The organism is Stenotrophomonas sp. YJH_SMC_138, assembly GCF_059369855.1.
Genome location: NZ_JCAFTB010000002.1, coordinates 214,877 through 234,667 on the forward strand (window position 1 = coordinate 214,877; position 19,791 = coordinate 234,667).

The window sequence follows — 19,791 nt, forward strand, 5'->3', positions numbered from 1 at the left end:
ATTGTGCACCCGGCCCGGTGTCAGCGGTTTGTCAGCGCCCGTCCAGATCCTTGTCGAAATCGTGCCAGCGGCGGCCATCGTAGGCTTCCAGCGGATGGAAGCGGCGCTTGTAGTCCATCTTCTGGTGGCCGCGGATCCAGTAGCCCAGATACACGTGCGGCAGGCCCTCGCGGCGCGCCCACTCGATCTGCTGCAGGATCGCGAAGGTGCCCAGCCCGCGCGCGGCGTGGTCCGGGTCGAAGAAGGTGTAGACCGCCGACAGGCCGTGCTCGGTGACGTCGGTCACCGCTACCCCCAGCAGCTGGCTGGGCTGGCCGTCGTGGCCGGGCAGGCGCATCTCCATGAAGCGGGTGTGCGACCAGCTGCCGATCAGGAACTGCTCGAACTCGTGCGGGCCGTGGTCGTCCATGCCGCCGTTGGCATGGCGGTGGGTGAGGTAGCGGTGGTACAGCGCGAACAGGTCATCGCGGGCGGTGGCGGCGGTGATCCGCACCTCCAGGTCGTCATTGCGGGTGGCACAGCGGCGCTGGCTGCGGTCCGGGGCGAAGCGGGCCACCGGGATGCGCACCGCCACGCAGGCCTGGCAGTGCGCGCAATGCGGCCGGTAGACCAGGTCGCCGCTGCGGCGGAAGCCCCAGCTCAGTGCCAGTGGATAGAGCGCGCCGAGGCGGCGGTCGTTCGGGTCCAGTACCAGGTCGCGTGCCACCCGGTCCGACCAGTACCCGCAGGGGTGCTCGCCGGTCTGGAAAAGTCGCAGTTCGTCGTCTCTGTCGCCATGTATCGCCATGGGCACAGCATAGCCCCAGGTTGTCGCAGTGGCGGCGACTGTCCGCCGGATGAATGGAATCGGCAGTAGCGTCAACCGACGTCGCGCCCGGGCGTTGTTGTCCCCCGAGGGTGAAGTGATCACCCCGACGCTGTTCCCATCCCCAGGAGTGACCTCATGATCCGTACCCCCCTGCTGCTGGCCCTGCTGCTCGGCACCTCCGCATCCGGTATCGCGCTGGCGGCCGACACCCCGGCCACGCCGGCACCGCGCCCGGCCAAGCTGGACACCAACGGTGACGGCGTGATCGACCGCAGCGAGGCGGCCGCCAACCCGCGCCTGGCCGCGAAGTTCGACGAGCTGGACAAGAACAAGGACGGCAAGCTCTCGCGCGACGAGCTGCCGCGCTGGCAGCATGGCCGTCGTGGCCACGGCGGTGAGCGCTGGGCCGCGCTTGACGTCAACAAGGATGGCCGCATCAGCCGCGAGGAAGCCAAGGCCGATCCGCGCCTGGCCGCGCGCTTCGACCAGCTTGATCTGAACAGGGACGGCTACCTGGACAAGGCCGACCGCGAGCTGCGCATGAAGCAGCATCGTGATGCCTGGTTCGCCGCCGCCGACACCAACAAGGACGGCCAGCTGAGCAAGGCCGAGTTTGATGCGGCCAAGGGCCAGATGCATGGTGGCCCGCGCCATGGCGGTCCGCGCGACGGCGGCGCACCGAAGCCGCAGCGCTGAGGGTCAATGCAGTGATGACGACAACGCCGGCGGCACTGCCGGCGTTGTCCGTTACAAGCGGCCGCTGCGCATCAGCGAGTACGCCACAAGCGCAATGACCATCAGGTTCATGGCGATGATGGCGGTGCGGCCGTACATCGATTCGAACTTCCAGTTGATGCCGGTTCGCCCGCGCCGCGCCGAATCGCGCGCGATCATCGGCGCCATCACCCGCTGCAGCGTCACCAGGCACTGGTAGTTGACCACGCCCAACCCGACCGCCAGCACCGTCAGCTGCGTCCAGACCGGTGCCTGCAGCACCACAGCCAGCAGGATCGCCAGGCACCAGAACATGCCGGTGGTGATGTTGAGGTAGAGGAAGCGGCGCACATCGGTCCGCTCTGCCGCAGTTTCGGTGTACGACATCAGGAAGCGCCCGCCGAGATAGCTGCCGATCGCGCCACCGGCAACGCCACCAATGACCGCCCCCCAGCTTTCGGCCGGCAACACATGCAGCTGGCCCAGGGTGGCGGTCAACGAGCCCATCGCGGTTCCACCGGCAACGCTGGCGCCGCCGAGGCCGAGCTTGCTGCCGCCGATGCCGACGCCGGTGCCGAGCAGCACCGCTGCACTGGCGGTGCCGGGCGCGGCCACCAGCACCATCGACACCACGGCGGTGGCGAATGCAGCGCTCGGCGCGCTGCTGCGGGCGAATTCACCGAAGCGCTGCAGCAGGCCTTCGCGCACCAGGGCACGTGCACGCGACAGGCGCTTGCGCACGGCTGCATCGCTGAGCCCGAGCAGGTCGGCGACCTGTTGCGAGCGCTGTCCCTCGCGGTAGTACAGCAACAGCACTTCGCGGCTGTCGGCGGGCAGGGTGGAGATGATGTCCTCGGCGGCGATCTCTTCCTCCACCCGCTGCAGGCGGTCAGCCGCGCCCGGCGACGGGTCGGCGGCCATGCCCATCGCTACCTCGGCCGCCTCGCCGGTCAGCGGCCGCCCACGCTGGGCGCGCAGCCAGTCGCGGGCCAGGTTGCGGGTGATCTGCCGCAGCCAGGGCAGGAAGCTGGTCGCGCTGCGCAGCTGGTGCAGCTGCTGCCAGCCCTTCACGAAGGCCTCCTGGGCGATGTCCTCGCTGGCCTGGCGGTCGCGGGTGATGGCCAGGGCGATGGCGGTGACCGTGTTCTGGCAGGCCAGCACGATACGGCCGTAGGCGTGCTGGCAACCGCTGGCGGCGGCGGGCAGTTCGCGTTCCAGGGTCTGGTCGATCGATGCGGCGAACGTCGTCATGGCGGCGGCTCTCCTGCTGGGATTGTGTCCCATGACGGAGCCGCGCGCCCAATGTGACCGACTTTCTGTGCTGACAAAAAAGGGGACGGAGGGGATTAAGTCGTTTGTGCCACAAACGACTTAATCCCCTCCGTCCCCTTTTTGCAGTTGCCGGCCAGCGGCGGGTACGACCCGTGGGTTATTTCGATGGCTGGATGCGGACCCGGACTTCTTCCTCTTCCGGTGCGGCCTGCGGGGCCGGTTGCGCCTGCTGCGGCTGGGCCTGCGGGGCAGGGGCCGGTGCTGCCGGGGCCGGGGCACCGCGATGGCGCAGGCCGATCACCAGCGCCACGCCGGCGATCACCACCAGCAGGGCGATGCGGATGCGCCAGGCCCAGCTGCGGCCGCCGCTGCCCTGTTCCGGCGTGTCGCGGAAGGCGAACTCGGCGGTCGGATGGTCGCGGCGGGTGGTGTCGAGCAGGCGCGCCTCACGCAGGATCTCGCGTGCACGCGGCTGGTCGTCGGCGCGCACGATCCATACCGCCGGGTAGGCGTTGGCGTTGCCGAGGTCGGTATAGCTGAACTGGCCGCGGCGACGGGTCTTGTACGAGCGCCCGTTGGTCACCTTGACGTCGATGCCATGCCCGCGCAGGAGCTCGGCCACGCCTTCGACGGTTTCCACGCGCTGGCTGCTGAAGATCTGGCGCATGGGTTTACTCCTTGGCCGGCACGGCGGCCGCGGCAGCCTGGTCGGGAACCACGCGGATCAGGCCCTCCTGCGCGGTGCTGGCCACCAGCACACCATTGCGGGTGAAGAACTGGCCGCGGGCCAGGCCGCGCGAATCCTGCGCGCTGGGGCTGTCCAGCGAGTACAGCAGCCAGTCGTCGGCGCGGAACGGGCGGTGGAACCAGATCGCGTGGTCGAGCGAGGCCATCTGCACGTGCGGGTGGTAGTAGCTGATGCCGTGCGGGAACGTCGCCGTGCCCAGCAGGTGGAAGTCCGAGGCATAGGCCAGCAGGGCCTGGTGCAGTTCCGGAGCATCGCCGACCGGCTCGCTCAGGCGCAGCCACACCTGGTGGTAGGGCGGGCGCTTGGGCGGGTTCAGTTCGTCGCGCGGGTAGACGTGGCGGAATTCGAACGGGCCGCCGCGCGACAGCCAGCGCTGCACCTTGATCGGCAGCCGCTCCAGCACTTCGGCCGGCAGCGGCCGGTTCGGTTCGATGTCTTCCGGCTGCGGCACTTCGGGCATCTTGTGCTGGTGCTCGGCGCCGGTCTCGGCCTGCTGGAACGATGCCGCGCAGAAGAAGATCACCTTGCCGTGCTGGATCGCGGTGACCCGGCGCACCGAGAAGCTGCCGCCGTCGCGGGTACGGTCCACGTCGTAGACGATCGGGTGGTCGATGTTGCCGGCGCGCAGGAAATAGGCGTGCAGCGAGTGCACGTGGCGGCCGTTGTCGACCGTGGCCTGTGCCGCGGCCAGCGCCTGGCCCAGCACCTGCCCGCCGAACACGTACTTGGTGCCGATGTCGCGGCTCTGCCCGCGGAACAGGTTGTCCTCCAGCCGCTCCAGCGTGAGCAGGTCGATCAGCTCGGAGACGACGGGTTCGGGCGTGTCGTTCAAGGGGGCGGCCACAGCAGTGAAAGAGGGCCTGATTATACCGGTCAGGGGTCAGATCCCTTTCGCCCGGCGAAAGGGATCTGACCCCGGGCGGGGCAACCGCTATTTGCCCAGCCGGGCTACCAGGGCCTGCAGGGCGTTCTGTGCGTCCGGGGCGAACCAGGCCTCGACGAAACGGTCGAGCTGGATCAGGTCCGGCTGCAGCGCCACGTGCAGGTCGGCGCGGGCGATGGCGCGGGTCAGCAGCATCGGCTGGCGCGGCTGCCTGAGCAGGTCCTGCAGCCAGGCAATCGCGCGTGCCACCACCAGGTCCCCCTCTGCCAGCTCATCCACCAGGCCGATCTGCACCGCCTGTTCGGCCGGTACCAGCGAACCGGTGGTCAGCAGCACGCCGGCGCGGTGCACGCCCACCGCACGGCGCAGCAGGCGCTGGATGCCCTCCGGCGCGATCAGGCCCACCTGCACCTCGTTCAGGCCGATGGCATATGGCCGCGACGGATCGGCGCTGCGGGCCATCACCCGGTAGTCGCAGCACAGGGCCAGCACGCAGCCGCCCGCCGGGGCGTGGCCGGTGATCGCCGCGACCACCGGGATGCGGCTCTCGGCCAGCGTGCGTACGGCGCCAAAGAAGGCGTTCCAGGTGTCCAGCAGCTTGTGCTTGTCATCGCCATGCGAGAGCAGGTGCGGCACGTCCATGCCGCCGGTGAAGATGCGCTCGCTGCCCGACAGCACGATGCCGTGCGCGTCTTCGGCCATGGCCAGCTCGATGGCATGGATCAACTGCCGGCACAGGTCGGTGTCCAGTGCGTTGACCGGCGGCCGCGCCAGGCGCAGTTCGCGGATGGGGCCATGGTTGATCACCTCGATGAGCGTCGTCATGCTGCGGTCTCGTTGCGAAGAAGGAACCTGGGCGATGATAACCAAACCATTCGTTGGCGTACTGTGGCTTCTGTGTGCGGCCGCAGCATCGGCCTCGGCGGCGGAATCGGGCTGCGTCACGGTGGATCAGGGCTGGGCGCGGTTGCCACCGAATCCGGCAATGCCGATGACCGCTGGCTACGGCGTCATCCACAACGGCTGCGGCAAGGCGGTGGTGATCACCGGCGCGACCAGCAGCAGTTTCAATGATGTGTCGCTGCACGAAACCACGATCACGGATGGGGTCAGCCGGATGCGCGCGATCGAGCGCCTGCCGCTGGCGCCGGGTGCACGTGCCGAGCTCAAGCCCGGTGGCCTGCACCTGATGCTGATGCAGGGCAAGGGCGCGCTGAAGGAGGGGCAGGCGGTGCCGCTACGGCTGCAGCTGGAAGGCGGCGGCGAAGCGAGTGCGACGCTGGCCGTACGCAAGGCTGCGCCGTAGCGGGATGGTCGTGCCGGCCGCTGGCCGGCAGCACGGGCAATGCCGGCCAGCGGCCGGCACTACCACAGGGCCTTACGACCAGTCGTACGAGAACAGCACGGTGCGGCTTTCCGGCTCGTACAGCATCACGATCGCATCGGCGCCTGTGGCGCACCAGTTGTAGCCGGCTACGCCGGCCACGGCGAAGAACTTGTTGCCGTTGCGGGTGATGATCACCGTTTCGGCATCGTCCGCAGCGTTTGGGTCATCGGCAGCGTCGGTGAAGCCCAGTTCGAAGGCCGCGGGAATCTCCGCGGTCTCGGTCCAGTTGCCGAAGCCTATCGGTCCGCCCAGCGTATCCAGGTAGTCGCGTTCGCTGGCCTCACCCTTGCCGTAGCGCGAGTAGCAGGCGAGACGGCCGTGCGCGGCATGGTAATCGCGGGCCTTGGCGTAGCTGTCGCGCATCTGCGCGATGTGCTCCTGCGCATCCTTGTCCTGCACCGCCTCGCCGATGAAATAGCCCTCATTGCCGAGGAAGCGCATCTCGTTGCCGGCGGTCAGTTCGAAGGCGATCCAGTTGGTGCCGGTGAAATCGTTGTGGTGTTCTTCGGTGGTCTCGCCGATGCAGCCGTCGTACGGCTCGATCGGGCACAGCATCGTCGCCACCTGGCCGGCCAGTTCCGGCCGCAGCACGCCCAGGTCAATCTTCAGCAGCGGCAGCAGGTGCTGGCCGAGCCAGGCCTGGTCGGCGGGAAAGACGTCGGTGGGGAAGGGGACCATGCCGGGCAGCAGGTCGCGCAGTTCAGTCTGGTGGATCATGTCAGTCCATTGAATGGGATCGGTAGTGCCGGCCGCTGGCCGGCAACCTCATTGCAGCCAAAGCGTGCCGACCAAGGTCGGCACCTACCAGGGCGCGTCAAGTGGAGGCGCTGCGGATCGCCTCCGGCAGCGGCGCGCTCTTGCCGGTCTGCGTATCCATCCACACCACCACCACGTTGCCGTCGGAATACAGCTTCGACGCGTCGTGCTGGTCGACGATGCGGTGGCCGATGGTCACGCTGCTGTTGCCCAGGCGCTCGACGAACAGCTCGACCAGTATGTCGTTGGGCCACACGATCGGCAGCCGGTAATTGACGTTGGTCGCGGCCACCACCGGTGCGATGCGGTCGGTCATCGATACGCCGTCCACGCCCAGCATCCAGCGCACGCGCGCTTCTTCCAGGTAGGAAATGTACTTGGCGTTGTTGACGTGGCCCATGCTGTCCATGTCACGCCAGCGCACGCTGATCGGGATGCGGGCCAGGATCTTGTGTTCGCTGCTCATCAGGCGTCCTTCTTCTTCAATGTGCTCTTGCTGGCCTTGCCGGTGCTCTTGGCGGCCGCGGCCTTCTTGGCAACCTTGGCCGGCTTCTCAGGCTTCACCTTGCGTGGCGGGCGGGCGTCGGGCTTGTTGGCCACGGCAGCCGGCTGTTCCGGGCGCGCGCTGGTGGACGGCAGCATGCGCGCCAGGAACTGGCCGGTATACGACTGCGGACAGGCCGCCACGTCTTCCGGCGTGCCGGTGACCAGGATGGTGCCACCGCGGTGGCCGCCTTCCGGACCCAGGTCGACGATCCAGTCGGCGGTCTTGATCACGTCCAGGTTGTGCTCGATCACCACCACCGTGTTGCCTTCGTCGCGCAGCTTGTGCAGCACGCCCAGCAGCGCTTCGATGTCGTGGAAGTGCAGGCCGGTGGTCGGTTCGTCGAGGATGTACAGGGTGCGGCCGGTATCGCGGCGCGACAGTTCCTTGGACAGCTTCACGCGCTGCGCTTCACCACCGGACAGCGTGGTCGCGCTCTGGCCCAGCTTGATGTAGCTCAGGCCGACGTCGACCAGGGTTTCCAGCTTGCGTGCGATCGACGGCACCGGCTCGAACAGCTTCAGTGCATCCTCGACGGTCATTTCCAGCACGTCGTTGATGTTGAAGCCCTTGTAGAGGATCTCCAGCGTCTCGCGGTTGTAGCGCTTGCCATGGCAGACGTCGCAGGGCACGTACACGTCCGGCAGGAAGTGCATCTCCACCTTGATCAGGCCGTCGCCCTGGCAGGCTTCGCAGCGGCCACCGCGCACGTTGAAGCTGAAACGGCCCGGCGAATAGCCACGCGCACGCGCTTCGGGCACCTGTGCGAACAGTTCGCGCAGGGGGGTGAACAGGCCGGTGTAGGTGGCCGGGTTCGAACGCGGGGTGCGGCCGATCGGCGACTGATCGATGTCCACCACCTTGTCGAACAGGTCCAGGCCATCGATCTCCTTGTACGGGGCGATCGGGTGCGAGGAACCGTTGATCTCGTTGGCGGCCAGCGAGAACAGGGTGTCGTTGATCAGGGTGGACTTGCCGGAGCCGGACACACCGGTCACGCAGGTCAGCAGGCCCGACGGAATCGCCAGGTCCACGCCCTTGAGGTTGTTGCCGCTGGCCCCGCGCAGGTGCAGGGTCATCTTCGGGTTCGGCTTGTGCCGGCGCGCGGGGATCTCGATCGCGCGCTTGCCCGACAGGTACTGGCCGGTCAGCGAGCGCGGTGCCTCCAGGATGTCCTGCAGGGTGCCCTGGCCGACGATCTCGCCGCCATGCACGCCCGCGCCCGGGCCGATGTCCAGCACGTAGTCGGCCAGGCGGATCGCATCCTCGTCATGCTCGACCACGATCACCGTGTTGCCGAGGTCGCGCAGGCGGGTGAGGGTGCCGAGCAGGCGCTCGTTGTCGCGCTGGTGCAGGCCGATCGACGGCTCGTCGAGCACGTACATCACGCCGACCAGGCCGGCGCCGATCTGGCTGGCCAGGCGGATGCGCTGTGCCTCGCCACCGGACAGGGTGTCGGCCTTGCGTTCCAGGGTGAGGTAATCCAGGCCCACATCGACCAGGAAGCCGAGGCGCTCACCGATTTCCTTGACGATCTTCGCGGCGATCTCGCCACGCCAGCCCGGCAGGCTCAGTTCGCTGAAGAACTTCAGCGCCTCGTCGATCGGCAGCACCACCAGCTCCGGCAGCGGGCGGTCGGCCACGAACACGTTGCGTGCCGCCTTGTTCAGGCGCGCGCCATGGCATTCCGGGCACGGCTGTTCGCTGATGTACTTGGACAGCTCTTCGCGCACCGCCGGCGATTCTGTTTCCTTGTAGCGGCGCTCGAGGTTGGGAATGATGCCCTCGAAGCGGTGCTTGCGCTGGGTGCGGCCACCGGCTTCGGTGAAGTAGGTGAAGGTGATCGCCTCATCGCCGCTGCCGTACAGCACGGCCTGCTGCACGTTCTGCGGCAGCGAGTTCCATGCCGCGTCGACGTCGAACCGGTAGTGCTTGGCCAGCGAGGCGATCAGCTGGAAGTAATAGGCGTTGCGGCGGTCCCAGCCGCGCACCGCGCCGGCGGCCAGCGACAGCTCGGGATGCACCACCACGCGCGAAGGATCGAAGAATTCGGCCATGCCCAGGCCGTCGCAGCCGGGGCAGGCGCCCATCGGTGCGTTGAACGAGAACAGGCGCGGTTCCAGCTCCGGCAGCGAGTAATCGCAGACCGGGCAGGAGTACTTGGAGGAGAACAGCGTCGGCGAAGCGTCGGCACTGTCCAGGCTCTGCACCGAGGCCATGCCGTCGCCCAGCTTCAGCGCGGTTTCGAAGCTCTCGGCCAGGCGCTGCTTGATGTCCTCGCGCGGGCGGAAGCGGTCGATCACCGCCTCGATGGTGTGCTTCTGGCGCAGCGCCAGCGGCGGCACCGCATCGATTTCATGCAGCTCGCCGTCCACGCGCACGCGCACGAAACCCTGCGCGCGCAGCTGGTCGAACACCTGGGCATGCTCGCCCTTGCGGTCGCGGATGACCGGGGCCAGCAGCATGTAGCGCTGTTCCGGGTCCAGGGTCAGCACCTGGTCGACCATCTGGCTGACCGTCTGCGCCTCCAGCGGATAGCCGTGGTCCGGGCAGCGCGGGGTGCCGACGCGGGCGTACAGCAGGCGCAGGTAGTCGTAGATCTCGGTGATCGTGCCGACCGTCGAACGCGGGTTGTGCGAGGTCGACTTCTGCTCGATCGAGATCGCCGGGGACAGGCCCTCGATGTGGTCCAGGTCCGGCTTTTCCATCACGCTCAGGAACTGGCGCGCATAGGCCGACAGCGACTCGACATAGCGGCGCTGGCCTTCTGCATAGATGGTGTCGAACGCCAGCGAGGACTTGCCCGAGCCGGACAGGCCGGTGATCACGATCAGCTTGTCGCGGGGCAGGTCGAGGTCGAGGTTCTTCAGGTTGTGCGTCCGCGCGCCGCGGATGCGGATGAAATCCATCGCCATGGGGGATCCGGTTGTGGGGGCGTTGGCTGGGTGCCGGGCCAGCAGGGAACGGCAATCGGTCAGCCTACCGAGGTGACCAGATGGGGGCAATGGGCGACAATGCCAGTCCGATGTCTCATCTGGTGAGACAGGCCGTCAGGCAGGGGTCAGATCCCTTTTCACGGGGTGAAAAGGGATCTGACCCTGTTCCGGAGCCGTCCCCCCGCGGCGTTCGGGGGTTGACTTGACCCGCGCCCGCTGATCTGCGTACAATTCCGCTCCTGTCCGCCCTCGATGGCGGCAGCTCAGACCACAATAACTACAGAGGAAGGCCTGGTCATGTACGCAGTACTGGTCACCGGCGGTAAGCAATACCGCGTGGCGCAGGGCGAAAAGCTCCGCATTGAAAAGCTCGAAGTCGAAGTCGGCAGCGAGATCAAGTTTGACAACATCCTGATGCTGGGTGACAGCGACGGCGTGAAGCTGGGCGATGCGCTGAAGGGCGCTGCCGTCACCGCCAAGGTCCTGTCCCAGGGTCGTGCTGACAAGGTCCGGATCATCAAGTTCCGTCGCCGCAAGCACCACATGAAGCGTCAGGGTCACCGTCAGTACTACACCGAAATCGAGATCACCGGCATCGCCGGCTAAGCATCAGGAGAAGCAGTCATGGCACATAAAAAGGGCGTAGGCTCCTCGCGCAACGGTCGCGACTCCAACCCGAAGTACCTGGGCGTCAAGATCTTCGGCGGCCAGGCCATCGAAGCCGGCAACATCATCGTGCGTCAGCGCGGCACCCAGTTCCACCCGGGCACCGGCGTTGGCCTGGGCCGTGACCACACCCTGTTCGCCCTCGTGGACGGCAAGGTGGAGTTCTCGGTCAAGGGCGCCAAGAAGCGTCGCACCGTCAGCATCGTCTCGGCCGACGCCTGATCCAGGCATCGCCGGCACCCGTGCCGCGGCATGGCCGTGCTGGATGAAGAGCACGCTGCATGGAGAGCCCCGCTTCGGCGGGGCTTTTCGTTAGAGTTGAAGCAAGACCGGCTGGGCCGGGTTGCCGGCCCGCGGCCGGCATGACATTCAAGGTGGCGGCCAGCAGGTCGCGCCCATCGCAGGCATCGAAACAATGAAACTGGTAGACGAAGCAGAAATCGAAGTGTTCGCCGGCAACGGCGGCAACGGCTGCATTGGCTTCCGTCGCGAGAAGTTCATTCCGCTCGGCGGCCCGGACGGCGGCGACGGCGGTGCGGGCGGCAGCGTGTACATCCGCGCCGACGAAAACCTGAACACCCTGGTCGACTTCCGCCATGAGCGCATCTTCAAGGCGCAGCGCGGCGAGAACGGCATGGGCCGCCAGGCCTATGGCAAGGGCGGCGAAGACCTGACCATCACCGTGCCGGTCGGCACCGTGGTCATCAACGTTGCCACCGATGAAGTCATCGGCGACCTGACCCAGCACGGCGACCGCCTGCTGGTGGCCAAGGGCGGTCGCGGTGGCCTGGGCAACATGCACTTCAAGAGCTCGACCAACCGCTCGCCGCGCCAGGCGCTGCCGGGCGAGCCGGGCGAAGAGCGCACGCTGAAGCTGGAGCTGAAGCTGCTGGCCGATGTCGGCCTGCTGGGCTTCCCCAACGCCGGCAAGAGCACCCTGATCCGTGCCGTTTCGGCGGCAACGCCGAAGGTGGCCGATTACCCGTTCACCACGCTGTACCCGAACCTGGGCGTGGTGAAGGTGGAGAACCACCGCAGCTTCGTGATCGCCGACATTCCGGGCCTGATCGAAGGCGCTGCGGACGGCGCCGGCCTGGGTGCGCAGTTCCTGCGCCACCTGCAGCGCACCCGCCTGCTGCTGCACCTGGTGGACATCTCGCCGATGGAAGGCGGCGTGGAGGGCATTTCGCCGGTGGAGCAGGTGCGTGCGATCGAACGCGAGCTGGAGAAGCACGATCCGGAGCTGCTGAACAAGCCGCGCTGGCTGGTGCTGAACAAGGCTGACCTGATGTTCGAAGACGAGGCGCAGGCCGCGGCGGAGCAGATCGTCGCCGAGCTGGGCTGGAAGGAGCCGTGGTTCCTGGTTTCCGCGCTGGGCCGCGAAGGTACCTTCCCGATCATGAGCCGGATCATGGCCTTCTTCGATCGCCAGAAGGAAGACGAGCTGGAAGCCCGCAACGCGCAGTGATGCCGTTGTGGTTCCATGCGGAAAACCCGGCTTCGGCCGGGTTTTTCATTTGGTAGTGCCGGCCGCTGGCCGGCAATCCCGGTGAACCGCAGGCCAGCGGCCGGCACTACCGGTCGCGCGGGCCCCGTGGGATCGCCCGGATCGCAGGCAACAAAAAACCCGGCCGGGGCCGGGCTTTTGTCTGCTGCCCAACCCCGAGGGGCAGGGCGGCAACGCCGGATCAGGCGGCCTTGAGGGCCTTGATGCGGTCGTTCAGGCGGCTCTTGTGGCGAGCAGCCTTGTTCTTGTGGATCAGGCCACGCGCGCTGAAGCGATCCAGGATCGGCTGGGCAACGGCGAAGGCGGCTTCGGCGCCGGCGGCATCGTTGGCGTCCAGCGCCTTGATCACTTTCTTGACAGCGGTGCGCAGCATCGAGCGCTGAGCCACGTTGCGCGCGTTGCGCACGACGGTCTGCTTGGCGCGCTTCTTGGCGGACTTGATATTGGCCACGGTGGTGGTTTCCTGAAAAAATCGGTGTTATGGGAACAGCAAGCTAGCTAGTATGATGGCCCGAGAAATGCACGTCAAGTCGATTGTCAAGAGGGACGCTGAGTGAGTTCACCGAAGATGTTGCGGGGCCTGCTGTCGTTCAGCAGCATGACCATGGTCTCGCGGGTTCTCGGACTTGTCCGGGATCAGGTGATCACTACCACGTTCGGCACCAATGCGGTTACCGATGCGTTCTGGGTTGCCTTCAGGATACCCAATTTCCTGCGCCGGTTGTTCGCGGAGGGGTCCTTCTCCACCGCCTTCGTGCCGGTGTTCACCGAGGTGAAGGAGACCCGCAGCCACGCCGAACTGCGTGAGCTGATGTCCCGGACCGCCGGCACCCTGGGCGGGGTGCTGATGCTGGTCACCGCCCTGGCGCTGATCTTCGCGCCGCAGCTGGCGGTGGCATTCTCAAGTGGTGCTGACACCGACCCGGTCAAGCAGACCCTGCTGGTCGACCTGTTCCGCCTGACCTTCCCGTTCCTGCTGTTCGTGTCGCTGACCGCGCTGGCCGGCGGTGCGCTGAACAGCTTCCAGCGCTTCGCGATGCCGGCGCTGACCCCGGTCATCCTCAACCTGTGCATGATCGCCGGTGCGCTGTGGCTGGCGCCGCGGCTGGGCGGCACCCCGGAGAAGCAGATCCTGGCGCTGGGCTGGGCGGTGCTGGCGGCCGGTCTCCTGCAGCTGCTGTTCCAGCTGCCCTCGCTGAAGGGCATCAACCTGCTGACCCTGCCGCGCTGGGGCTGGAACCATCCGGGGGTGCGCAAGGTGCTGACGCTGATGGTGCCGACGCTGTTCGGTTCGTCGGTGGCGCAGATCAACCTGCTGCTGGATACCCTCATCGCGGCCAAGCTGACCGACGGCTCGCAGTCCTGGCTGTCGCTGGCCGATCGCTTCCTGGAGCTGCCGCTGGGTGTGTTCGGCGTGGCGCTGGGCACGGTGATCCTGCCGGCGCTGGCCCGCCACCACGTCAGCACCGACCGCGAAGGCTTCTCGCGCTCGCTGGACTGGGGCCTGCGCATGACCCTGCTGATTTCCGTGCCGGCGATGCTGGGCCTGGTGCTGCTGGCCGAGCCGCTGATCGCCACCCTGTTCCAGTACCGCCAGTTCACCGCGTTCGATACCCGCATGACCGCGCTGTCGGTGTACGGCCTGAGCTTCGGCCTGCCGGCGTTCGCCCTGCTCAAGGTGGTGTTGCCGGCCTTCTACGCCCGCCAGGACACCAAGACCCCGGTGCGCGCCGGCGTGGCCGCGCTGGTGGCCAACATGGTGTTCAACTTCGCCCTGCTGGCCGTGCTGTACCAGGTGATGGTGCCCGACGCGCTGAAGGCGCAGGGCGTGATGGCGGCGATCGGCAAGCAGCCGGGCCTGCACCTGGCACTGGGCATCGCCAGTGCGCTGTCCAGTTACCTGAACCTGGGCCTGCTCTGGTACTGGCTGGGCAAGACCGACGTCTACCAGCGGCGGCCGGGCTGGGGCGGCTATCTGGTGCGGCTGGGGGTGGCCTGCGTGGCCATGGTCGGCGTGCTGCTGGCCCTGCTGCACTGGGTCCCCGACTTCACCGGCATGGACAAATGGCACCGTATCGGTGGCCTGATGCTGCTGGTCGGCGGCGGCGGCGCGACCTACGTGGTGGCCATGCTGGCGATGGGCTTCCGCCCGCGCGACCTGCGCGGGCATTGATCGCGGTCCGTGGCGGCTATACTTCAGGGTTACACCATTGAAGCGGCGGCCCCGGTCGGGCCGGAACGAGAGTTGATGAGCAGGCTGTTCAGAAGCGTCGAGGGCGGGGAGCTGTTCCCCAACGGAAGCGTGGTCTGTATCGGTGCATTCGACGGCCTCCACCTGGGCCATCGTGCGCTGGTCCGCCACGCGGTTGCCCGCGCGCGCGCCTTGGGCGTGGCCGCAGTGGCCGTGGCATTCGAGCCGCTGCCGCGTGAATTCTTCGCCCAGGGCACGCCGCCGCCGCGGCTGACCCTGGCGCGCAGCAAGGTCGAGATCCTGCGCGAGCTCGGCGTCGATGCGATCGGCCTGCTGCGTTTCGACGCGGCGATGGCGGCGATGCCGGCCGAGACCTTCGTGCGCCGGTTGCTGGTGCACCGGCTGGGCGCCCGCGAAGTGTGGATCGGGCCCGAGTTCTGCTTCGGCAACCGCCGCCGCGGTGATCTGGCACTGCTGCAGGAGATGGGCGCCGAACTCGGCTTCACCGCGGGCGAGATCGAAGCGGTGGACCTGCATGGCGAGCGCATCTCCAGCACCCGCATCCGCCAGCTGCTGCAGGAGGGCGATTTCGCCCGCGCCAACGACCTGCTCGGCCGCCCCTACGCGATCAGCGGGCGGGTGGTGCGCGGGCGCCAGCTCGGCCGTACGCTGGGCTTCCCCACCGCCAACCTGCGCTTCCCGAAGACCCCGGCACTGTCGGGCATCTACGCGACCTGGGTGCACGGCGTGTTCGACCAGCCCTGGCCTTCGGTGTCCAGCTTCGGTACGCGGCCGACGGTGGAGGGCGTGGAGCCGCTGCTGGAAGCCCACCTGTTCGATTTCCAGGGCGACCTGTACGGCCGCCACATCGACGTGGAGTTCGTCGCCAAGCTGCGCGACGAAGAGAAATTCAATGATCTGGCGGCGCTGACCGACCAGATGCACCGCGACGCCGAACAGGCGCGCGCCATCCTTTCCGAACATAGATTGCGAGCCACTGCGTGAGCCAGGACTACAAGACCACCCTGAACCTGCCAGCCACCGAATTCCCGATGCGCGGCGACCTGCCCAAGCGCGAGCCGGGCATTCTGGCGCGGTGGGAAGAGCAGGGGCTCTACCAGCAGCTGCGCGACAACGCCGCCGGCCGCCCGCTGTTCGTGCTGCATGACGGCCCGCCATACGCCAACGGCCGCATCCACCTGGGCCACGCGGTCAACAAGATCCTGAAGGACATCATCGTCAAGTCGCGCTACCTGGCCGGCTTCGATGCGCCCTACGTGCCGGGCTGGGACTGCCATGGCCTGCCGATCGAGATCGCGGTCGAGAAGAAGTGGGGCAAGGTCGGCACCAAGCTTGACGCCGTCGAATTCCGCCAGAAGTGCCGCGAGTTCGCCGAAGAGCAGATCAACATCCAGCGCGTGGACTTCAAGCGCCTGGGCGTGACCGGTGACTGGGACAACCCGTACAAGACCCTGAGCTTCGATTTCGAAGCCAACGAGATCCGCGCGCTGGCCAAGGTCGTGGCCAACGGCCACCTGGTCCGCGGCGCCAAGCCGGTGTACTGGTGCTTCGACTGTGGCTCGGCGCTGGCCGAGGCCGAGATCGAGTACCAGGAAAAGGAATCGCCGGCGATCGACGTCGCCTACGCCGCACGCGATGCGCAGGCCATCGGCCAGGCGTTCGGCGTGAGCGTGCCGGTCGACGTCGAAGTGGCCGTACCGATCTGGACCACCACGCCGTGGACGCTGCCGGCCTCGCTGGCGGTGTCGCTGGGCGCGGAGATCAACTATGTGCTGGCCGAAGGCCCGGCCCACAACGGCAAGCGCCGCTGGCTGGTGCTGGCCGCGGCCCTGGCCGAGCGCGCGCTGCAGCGCTATGGCGTGGACGAAGTGGTGCTGCACGGTGAAACCACCGGCGCTGCGCTGGAAAACCAGCTGCTGGCGCATCCGTTCTACCCGGAGCGCGAGATCCTGGTGCTCAATGGCGACCACGTCTCCGACGAGGACGGTACCGGTGCGGTGCACACCGCCCCCGGCCACGGCCAGGAAGACTTCGTGGTCAGCCAGAAGTACGGCCTGCTGGACAAGTACAACGCTGGCCAGGTCACTCCGATCGACGGCCGCGGCGTGTACCTGGAATCGACCCCGCCGGCCGGTGACGTGGTGCTGGCGGGCCAGCACCTGTGGAAGGCGCAGGAGGCCATCGTCGGCGTGCTGCGCGACAACGGTTCGCTGCTGGCGTTCCATCCGATCCGCCACAGCTACCCGCACTGCTGGCGCCACAAGACGCCGGTGGTGTTCCGCGCCACCCCGCAGTGGTTCATCTCGATGGACAAGGCCAACCTGCGCAACGATGCGCTGGCCGCCATCGACACCGTCGGCTGGTTCCCGACCTGGGGCAAGGCGCGCATCCAGAGCATGGTCGACGGTCGCCCGGACTGGACCATCTCGCGCCAGCGCACGTGGGGCGTGCCGATCGCACTGTTCACCCACCGCCAGACCGGCGAGATCCATCCGCGTTCGGTGGAACTGATGCAGCAGGTCGCCGACCGCGTCGAAGCCGAGGGCATCGACGTGTGGTACTCGCTGGACGCCGCCGAACTGCTCGGTGCCGACGCGGCCGACTACGAGAAGGTCACCGACATCCTCGACGTCTGGTTCGATTCGGGCGTGACCCATGAAGGCGTGCTCGCCGCGCGTGGCTTCGGCAAGCCGGCCGACCTGTACCTGGAAGGGTCCGACCAGCACCGCGGCTGGTTCCAGTCCTCGCTGCTGACCGGCGTGGCGATCGACAAGCGTGCCCCGTACAAGCAGTGCCTGACCCACGGCTTCACCGTGGACGAGCACGGCCGCAAGATGTCCAAGTCGCTGGGCAACGGTATCGAGCCGCAGGACATCATGAACAAGCTGGGCGCGGACATCCTGCGCCTGTGGATCGCCTCGGCCGACTACAGCAACGAGATGTCGCTGTCGCAGGAGATCCTCAAGCGCAACGCCGACGCCTACCGCCGCCTGCGCAACACCGCGCGCTTCCTGCTCGGCAACCTGGACGGTTTCGACCCGGCGCTGCACCTGCAGCCGCTCGAGCAGATGGTCGCGCTGGACCGCTGGATCGTGCATCGCGCGTGGGAGCTGCAGGAGAAGATCAAGGCGGCCTACGACGGCTACAACATGGCCGAGATCGTGCAGCTGCTGCTGAACTTCTGCAGCGTGGACCTGGGCTCGCTGTACCTGGACGTGACCAAGGACCGGCTGTACACCATGCCGACCGATTCGCACGGTCGCCGTTCGGCCCAGAGCGCGATGTACCACATCGCCGAAGCATTCACCCGCTGGGTGGCGCCGATCCTGACCTTCACCGCCGACGAGCTGTGGGGCTACCTGCCGGGCGAACGCGCCGGCCACGTGCTGTTCACCACCTGGTATGACGGCCTGGCGCCGTTGCCGGCCGATGCCCAGCTCAATGCCGCCGACTTCGACCAGCTGCTGGCCGTGCGCGAGCAGGTGGCCAAGGTGCTCGAGCCGATGCGCGCCAACGGTGCGATCGGTGCGGCGCTGGAAGCGGAGATCACCATCGCCGCCAGCGAAGAACAGGCCGCGCGCTGGCAGCCGCTGGCCGATGAACTGCGTTTCCTGTTCATCAGTGGCGACGTGCAGGTGCGCCCGGCGACCACCGACGAGGTGTTCGTCAGCGCCCAGCCGACCACCAAGGCCAAGTGCGTGCGCTGCTGGCACCACCGCGCCGACGTCGGCAGCAACGCCGACCATCCCGAGCTGTGCGGCCGTTGCGTGAGCAACGTGACCGGCGCCGGCGAAGTGCGGAGCTGGTTCTGATGGCCGCGCCCCGTCCGCATCCGAACGCCCTGGTCTGGCTGCTGCTGTCGGTGGCCATCATCGGCCTGGACCAGTGGTCCAAGGCCTGGGTGCTGTCCAGCCTGCCGGAGTTCCAGCCGGTGGTGGTCATCGACGGCTTCTGGAACTGGTACCGCACCTACAACACCGGCGCGGCATTCAGTTTCCTGAGCGACGCCGGTGGCTGGCAGAAGTACTTCTTCACCGCGCTGGCGATCGCCATCAGCGGGCTGATGGCGTGGTGGCTGCGCGGCACCGCCCGCGGCAACTGGAAGGCCGCGGTGCCGTATGCGCTGATCATCGGCGGCGCCATCGGCAACGTGATCGACCGCCAGGTGCACGGCCACGTGGTCGACTTCATCCAGTGGTACGTGGGCAGCTACACCTGGCCCTCGTTCAACATCGCCGACTCGGCCATCGTGGTGGGTGCCATCGGCATCGCCCTGTTTGGCCTGTTCGACGGCAAGTCCGCCAAAAAGGCGGATAATGCCAACCCGAAACCGTAAGCCGGCTGCCGCCGGGAGACTGAACTGATGGATGTGCTGCTCGCCAACCCGCGTGGTTTCTGTGCCGGTGTCGATCGTGCGATCGAGATCGTCAAGCGCGCGATCGAAACGCTGGGCGCGCCCATCTATGTCCGCCATGAAGTGGTGCACAACCGCTTCGTGGTCGACGACCTGAAGCAGCGCGGCGCGATCTTCGTCGAAGAGCTCGACGAGGTTCCGGACAACAACACCGTGATCTTCAGCGCGCATGGCGTGTCCCAAGCCGTGCGCCAGGAAGCCGAGCGCCGTGGCCTGAAGGTGTTCGACGCCACCTGCCCGCTGGTGACCAAGGTCCACTTCGAGGTCGCCCGCCACTGCCGTGCCGGCCGTGACGTGGTGCTGATCGGCCACGCCGGTCACCCGGAGGTGGAAGGCACCATGGGCCAGTGGAACCGCGAAGCCGGGACCGGGCAGATCTACCTGGTCGAGGATGTCGAGCAGGTCGCGACGCTGCAGATCAACCAGCCGGAAAACTTCGCCTACACCACCCAGACCACGCTGTCGGTGGATGACACGCGCGGCATCATCGATGCGCTGCGCGAGCGGTTCCCTGCGATGCAGGGCCCGAAGAACGACGACATCTGCTACGCCACGCAGAACCGCCAGGATGCTGTGCGCGACCTGGCCAAGCGCTGCGACCTGGTGCTGGTGGTCGGTTCGCCGAACAGCTCCAACTCCAACCGTCTGAGCGAGCTGGCCCGCCGCGAAGGCGTGGAGTCGTATCTGATCGATGGTGCGCACGAGATCGACCCGGCATGGGTGGCAGGCAAGCAGCACATCGGCGTGACCGCCGGCGCCTCGGCGCCGCAGGTGCTGGTCGATGGCGTGCTGGCGCGCCTGGCCGAGCTGGGCGCCACCGGCGTGGGCGAGCTGGACGGCGAACCGGAATCGATGGTGTTCGCGCTGCCGAAGGAACTGCGCCTGCGCCTGGTCGACTGACCGGGCTGCCAGTTTGCTGGGTATTCGAGCGCAAAATCCGCTCT

Annotated in this window: 19 protein-coding genes; 10 read left to right on the top strand and 9 right to left on the bottom strand. The window is 67.4% G+C overall.

Translation table 11 applies throughout. The features are described from left to right. Positions 1 to 31: 31 nt before the first annotated feature. Positions 32 to 787, bottom strand: a complete 756-nt coding sequence (locus tag AC5P7I_RS06155) for an arginyltransferase (RefSeq protein WP_032961379.1) — start codon at positions 785 to 787, stop codon at positions 32 to 34. Between the two features lie 156 nt (positions 788 to 943). Here AC5P7I_RS06155 and AC5P7I_RS06160 point away from each other — a divergent pair, with 156 nt between their 5' ends. Beyond that, positions 944 to 1,504, top strand: coding sequence for an EF-hand domain-containing protein (locus AC5P7I_RS06160; protein WP_164077059.1), 561 nt, complete (start codon positions 944 to 946; stop codon positions 1,502 to 1,504). A 51-nt stretch (positions 1,505 to 1,555) separates the two neighbouring features. On the opposite strand, the gene AC5P7I_RS06165 is transcribed toward AC5P7I_RS06160, so the two are convergent. From AC5P7I_RS06165 to AC5P7I_RS06180, 4 genes are all read right to left on the bottom strand, one after another. Continuing rightward, positions 1,556 to 2,773: a sigma-70 family RNA polymerase sigma factor gene (locus AC5P7I_RS06165; protein WP_164077060.1), complete on the bottom strand. Its 1,218-nt coding sequence runs from the start codon at positions 2,771 to 2,773 to the stop codon at positions 1,556 to 1,558. 178 nt (positions 2,774 to 2,951) lie between these two features. Next, positions 2,952 to 3,461, bottom strand: a complete 510-nt coding sequence (locus AC5P7I_RS06170; RefSeq protein WP_053494920.1) for a pathogenicity-like protein — start codon at positions 3,459 to 3,461, stop codon at positions 2,952 to 2,954. A gap of 4 nt (positions 3,462 to 3,465) precedes the next feature. Then, positions 3,466 to 4,386 carry an acyl-CoA thioesterase II gene (gene tesB, locus AC5P7I_RS06175; RefSeq protein WP_005408551.1) on the bottom strand — a complete coding sequence of 307 codons (921 nt, stop codon included), beginning with the start codon at positions 4,384 to 4,386 and terminating at the stop codon, positions 3,466 to 3,468. Positions 4,387 to 4,473: 87 nt separating this feature from the next. Beyond that, positions 4,474 to 5,250 carry an enoyl-CoA hydratase/isomerase family protein gene (locus tag AC5P7I_RS06180; RefSeq protein ID WP_014646368.1) on the bottom strand — a complete coding sequence of 259 codons (777 nt, stop codon included), beginning with the start codon at positions 5,248 to 5,250 and terminating at the stop codon, positions 4,474 to 4,476. A gap of 34 nt (positions 5,251 to 5,284) precedes the next feature. Here AC5P7I_RS06180 and AC5P7I_RS06185 point away from each other — a divergent pair, with 34 nt between their 5' ends. Next, positions 5,285 to 5,731, top strand: a complete 447-nt coding sequence (locus tag AC5P7I_RS06185; protein WP_041863160.1) for a copper chaperone PCu(A)C — start codon at positions 5,285 to 5,287, stop codon at positions 5,729 to 5,731. 72 nt (positions 5,732 to 5,803) lie between these two features. Here AC5P7I_RS06185 and AC5P7I_RS06190 read toward each other — a convergent pair whose 3' ends face one another. From AC5P7I_RS06190 to uvrA, 3 genes are all read right to left on the bottom strand, one after another. Then, positions 5,804 to 6,529, bottom strand: a complete 726-nt coding sequence (locus AC5P7I_RS06190; protein ID WP_014646370.1) for a hypothetical protein — start codon at positions 6,527 to 6,529, stop codon at positions 5,804 to 5,806. Between the two features lie 97 nt (positions 6,530 to 6,626). Beyond that, on the bottom strand, positions 6,627 to 7,034 hold the full coding sequence (locus tag AC5P7I_RS06195) for an acyl-CoA thioesterase (protein ID WP_014646371.1): 408 nt from the start codon (positions 7,032 to 7,034) through the stop codon (positions 6,627 to 6,629). Next, a complete protein-coding gene (gene uvrA, locus AC5P7I_RS06200) occupies positions 7,034 to 10,027 on the bottom strand; it encodes an excinuclease ABC subunit UvrA (protein ID WP_241886602.1) in 2,994 nt (997 codons plus the stop codon). The genes AC5P7I_RS06195 and uvrA overlap by 1 nt, the downstream gene beginning before the upstream one ends. Positions 10,028 to 10,345: 318 nt before the next feature. On the opposite strand from uvrA, the gene rplU reads away from it, so the two are divergent. The 3 genes from rplU to cgtA all read left to right on the top strand — a co-directional run bounded on the left by rplU (position 10,346) and on the right by cgtA (position 12,182). Next, positions 10,346 to 10,654 carry a 50S ribosomal protein L21 gene (gene rplU / locus AC5P7I_RS06205; protein ID WP_005408557.1) on the top strand — a complete coding sequence of 103 codons (309 nt, stop codon included), beginning with the start codon at positions 10,346 to 10,348 and terminating at the stop codon, positions 10,652 to 10,654. An 18-nt stretch (positions 10,655 to 10,672) separates the two neighbouring features. Next, complete coding sequence (rpmA, locus tag AC5P7I_RS06210; RefSeq protein ID WP_005408558.1) at positions 10,673 to 10,936, top strand: 50S ribosomal protein L27; 264 nt, start codon at positions 10,673 to 10,675, stop codon at positions 10,934 to 10,936. A gap of 193 nt (positions 10,937 to 11,129) precedes the next feature. Then, positions 11,130 to 12,182 (top strand): Obg family GTPase CgtA, encoded by a 1,053-nt coding sequence (cgtA, locus tag AC5P7I_RS06215; protein ID WP_014646373.1) that lies wholly within the window; start codon positions 11,130 to 11,132, stop codon positions 12,180 to 12,182. A gap of 220 nt (positions 12,183 to 12,402) precedes the next feature. On the opposite strand, the gene rpsT is transcribed toward cgtA, so the two are convergent. After that, complete coding sequence (rpsT, locus tag AC5P7I_RS06220) at positions 12,403 to 12,672, bottom strand: 30S ribosomal protein S20 (protein WP_005408560.1); 270 nt, start codon at positions 12,670 to 12,672, stop codon at positions 12,403 to 12,405. A 117-nt stretch (positions 12,673 to 12,789) separates the two neighbouring features. Between rpsT and murJ the strand changes: the two genes are divergently transcribed. From murJ to ispH, 5 genes are all read left to right on the top strand, one after another. Then, complete coding sequence (murJ, locus tag AC5P7I_RS06225; RefSeq protein ID WP_014646374.1) at positions 12,790 to 14,394, top strand: murein biosynthesis integral membrane protein MurJ; 1,605 nt, start codon at positions 12,790 to 12,792, stop codon at positions 14,392 to 14,394. 75 nt (positions 14,395 to 14,469) lie between these two features. After that, on the top strand, positions 14,470 to 15,417 hold the full coding sequence (locus AC5P7I_RS06230) for a bifunctional riboflavin kinase/FAD synthetase (protein WP_014646375.1): 948 nt from the start codon (positions 14,470 to 14,472) through the stop codon (positions 15,415 to 15,417). Next, entirely contained in the window at positions 15,414 to 18,245 is a 2,832-nt protein-coding gene (gene ileS / locus AC5P7I_RS06235) for an isoleucine--tRNA ligase (RefSeq protein WP_134808625.1), read from the top strand. Before AC5P7I_RS06230 ends, ileS begins: the two co-directional genes overlap by 4 nt. Beyond that, complete coding sequence (gene lspA, locus AC5P7I_RS06240; RefSeq protein WP_014646377.1) at positions 18,245 to 18,769, top strand: signal peptidase II; 525 nt, start codon at positions 18,245 to 18,247, stop codon at positions 18,767 to 18,769. Before ileS ends, lspA begins: the two co-directional genes overlap by 1 nt. 27 nt (positions 18,770 to 18,796) lie before the next feature. Further along, positions 18,797 to 19,747, top strand: coding sequence for a 4-hydroxy-3-methylbut-2-enyl diphosphate reductase (gene ispH, locus AC5P7I_RS06245; RefSeq protein ID WP_005408565.1), 951 nt, complete (start codon positions 18,797 to 18,799; stop codon positions 19,745 to 19,747). The last annotated feature ends 44 nt before the right edge of the window (positions 19,748 to 19,791 follow it).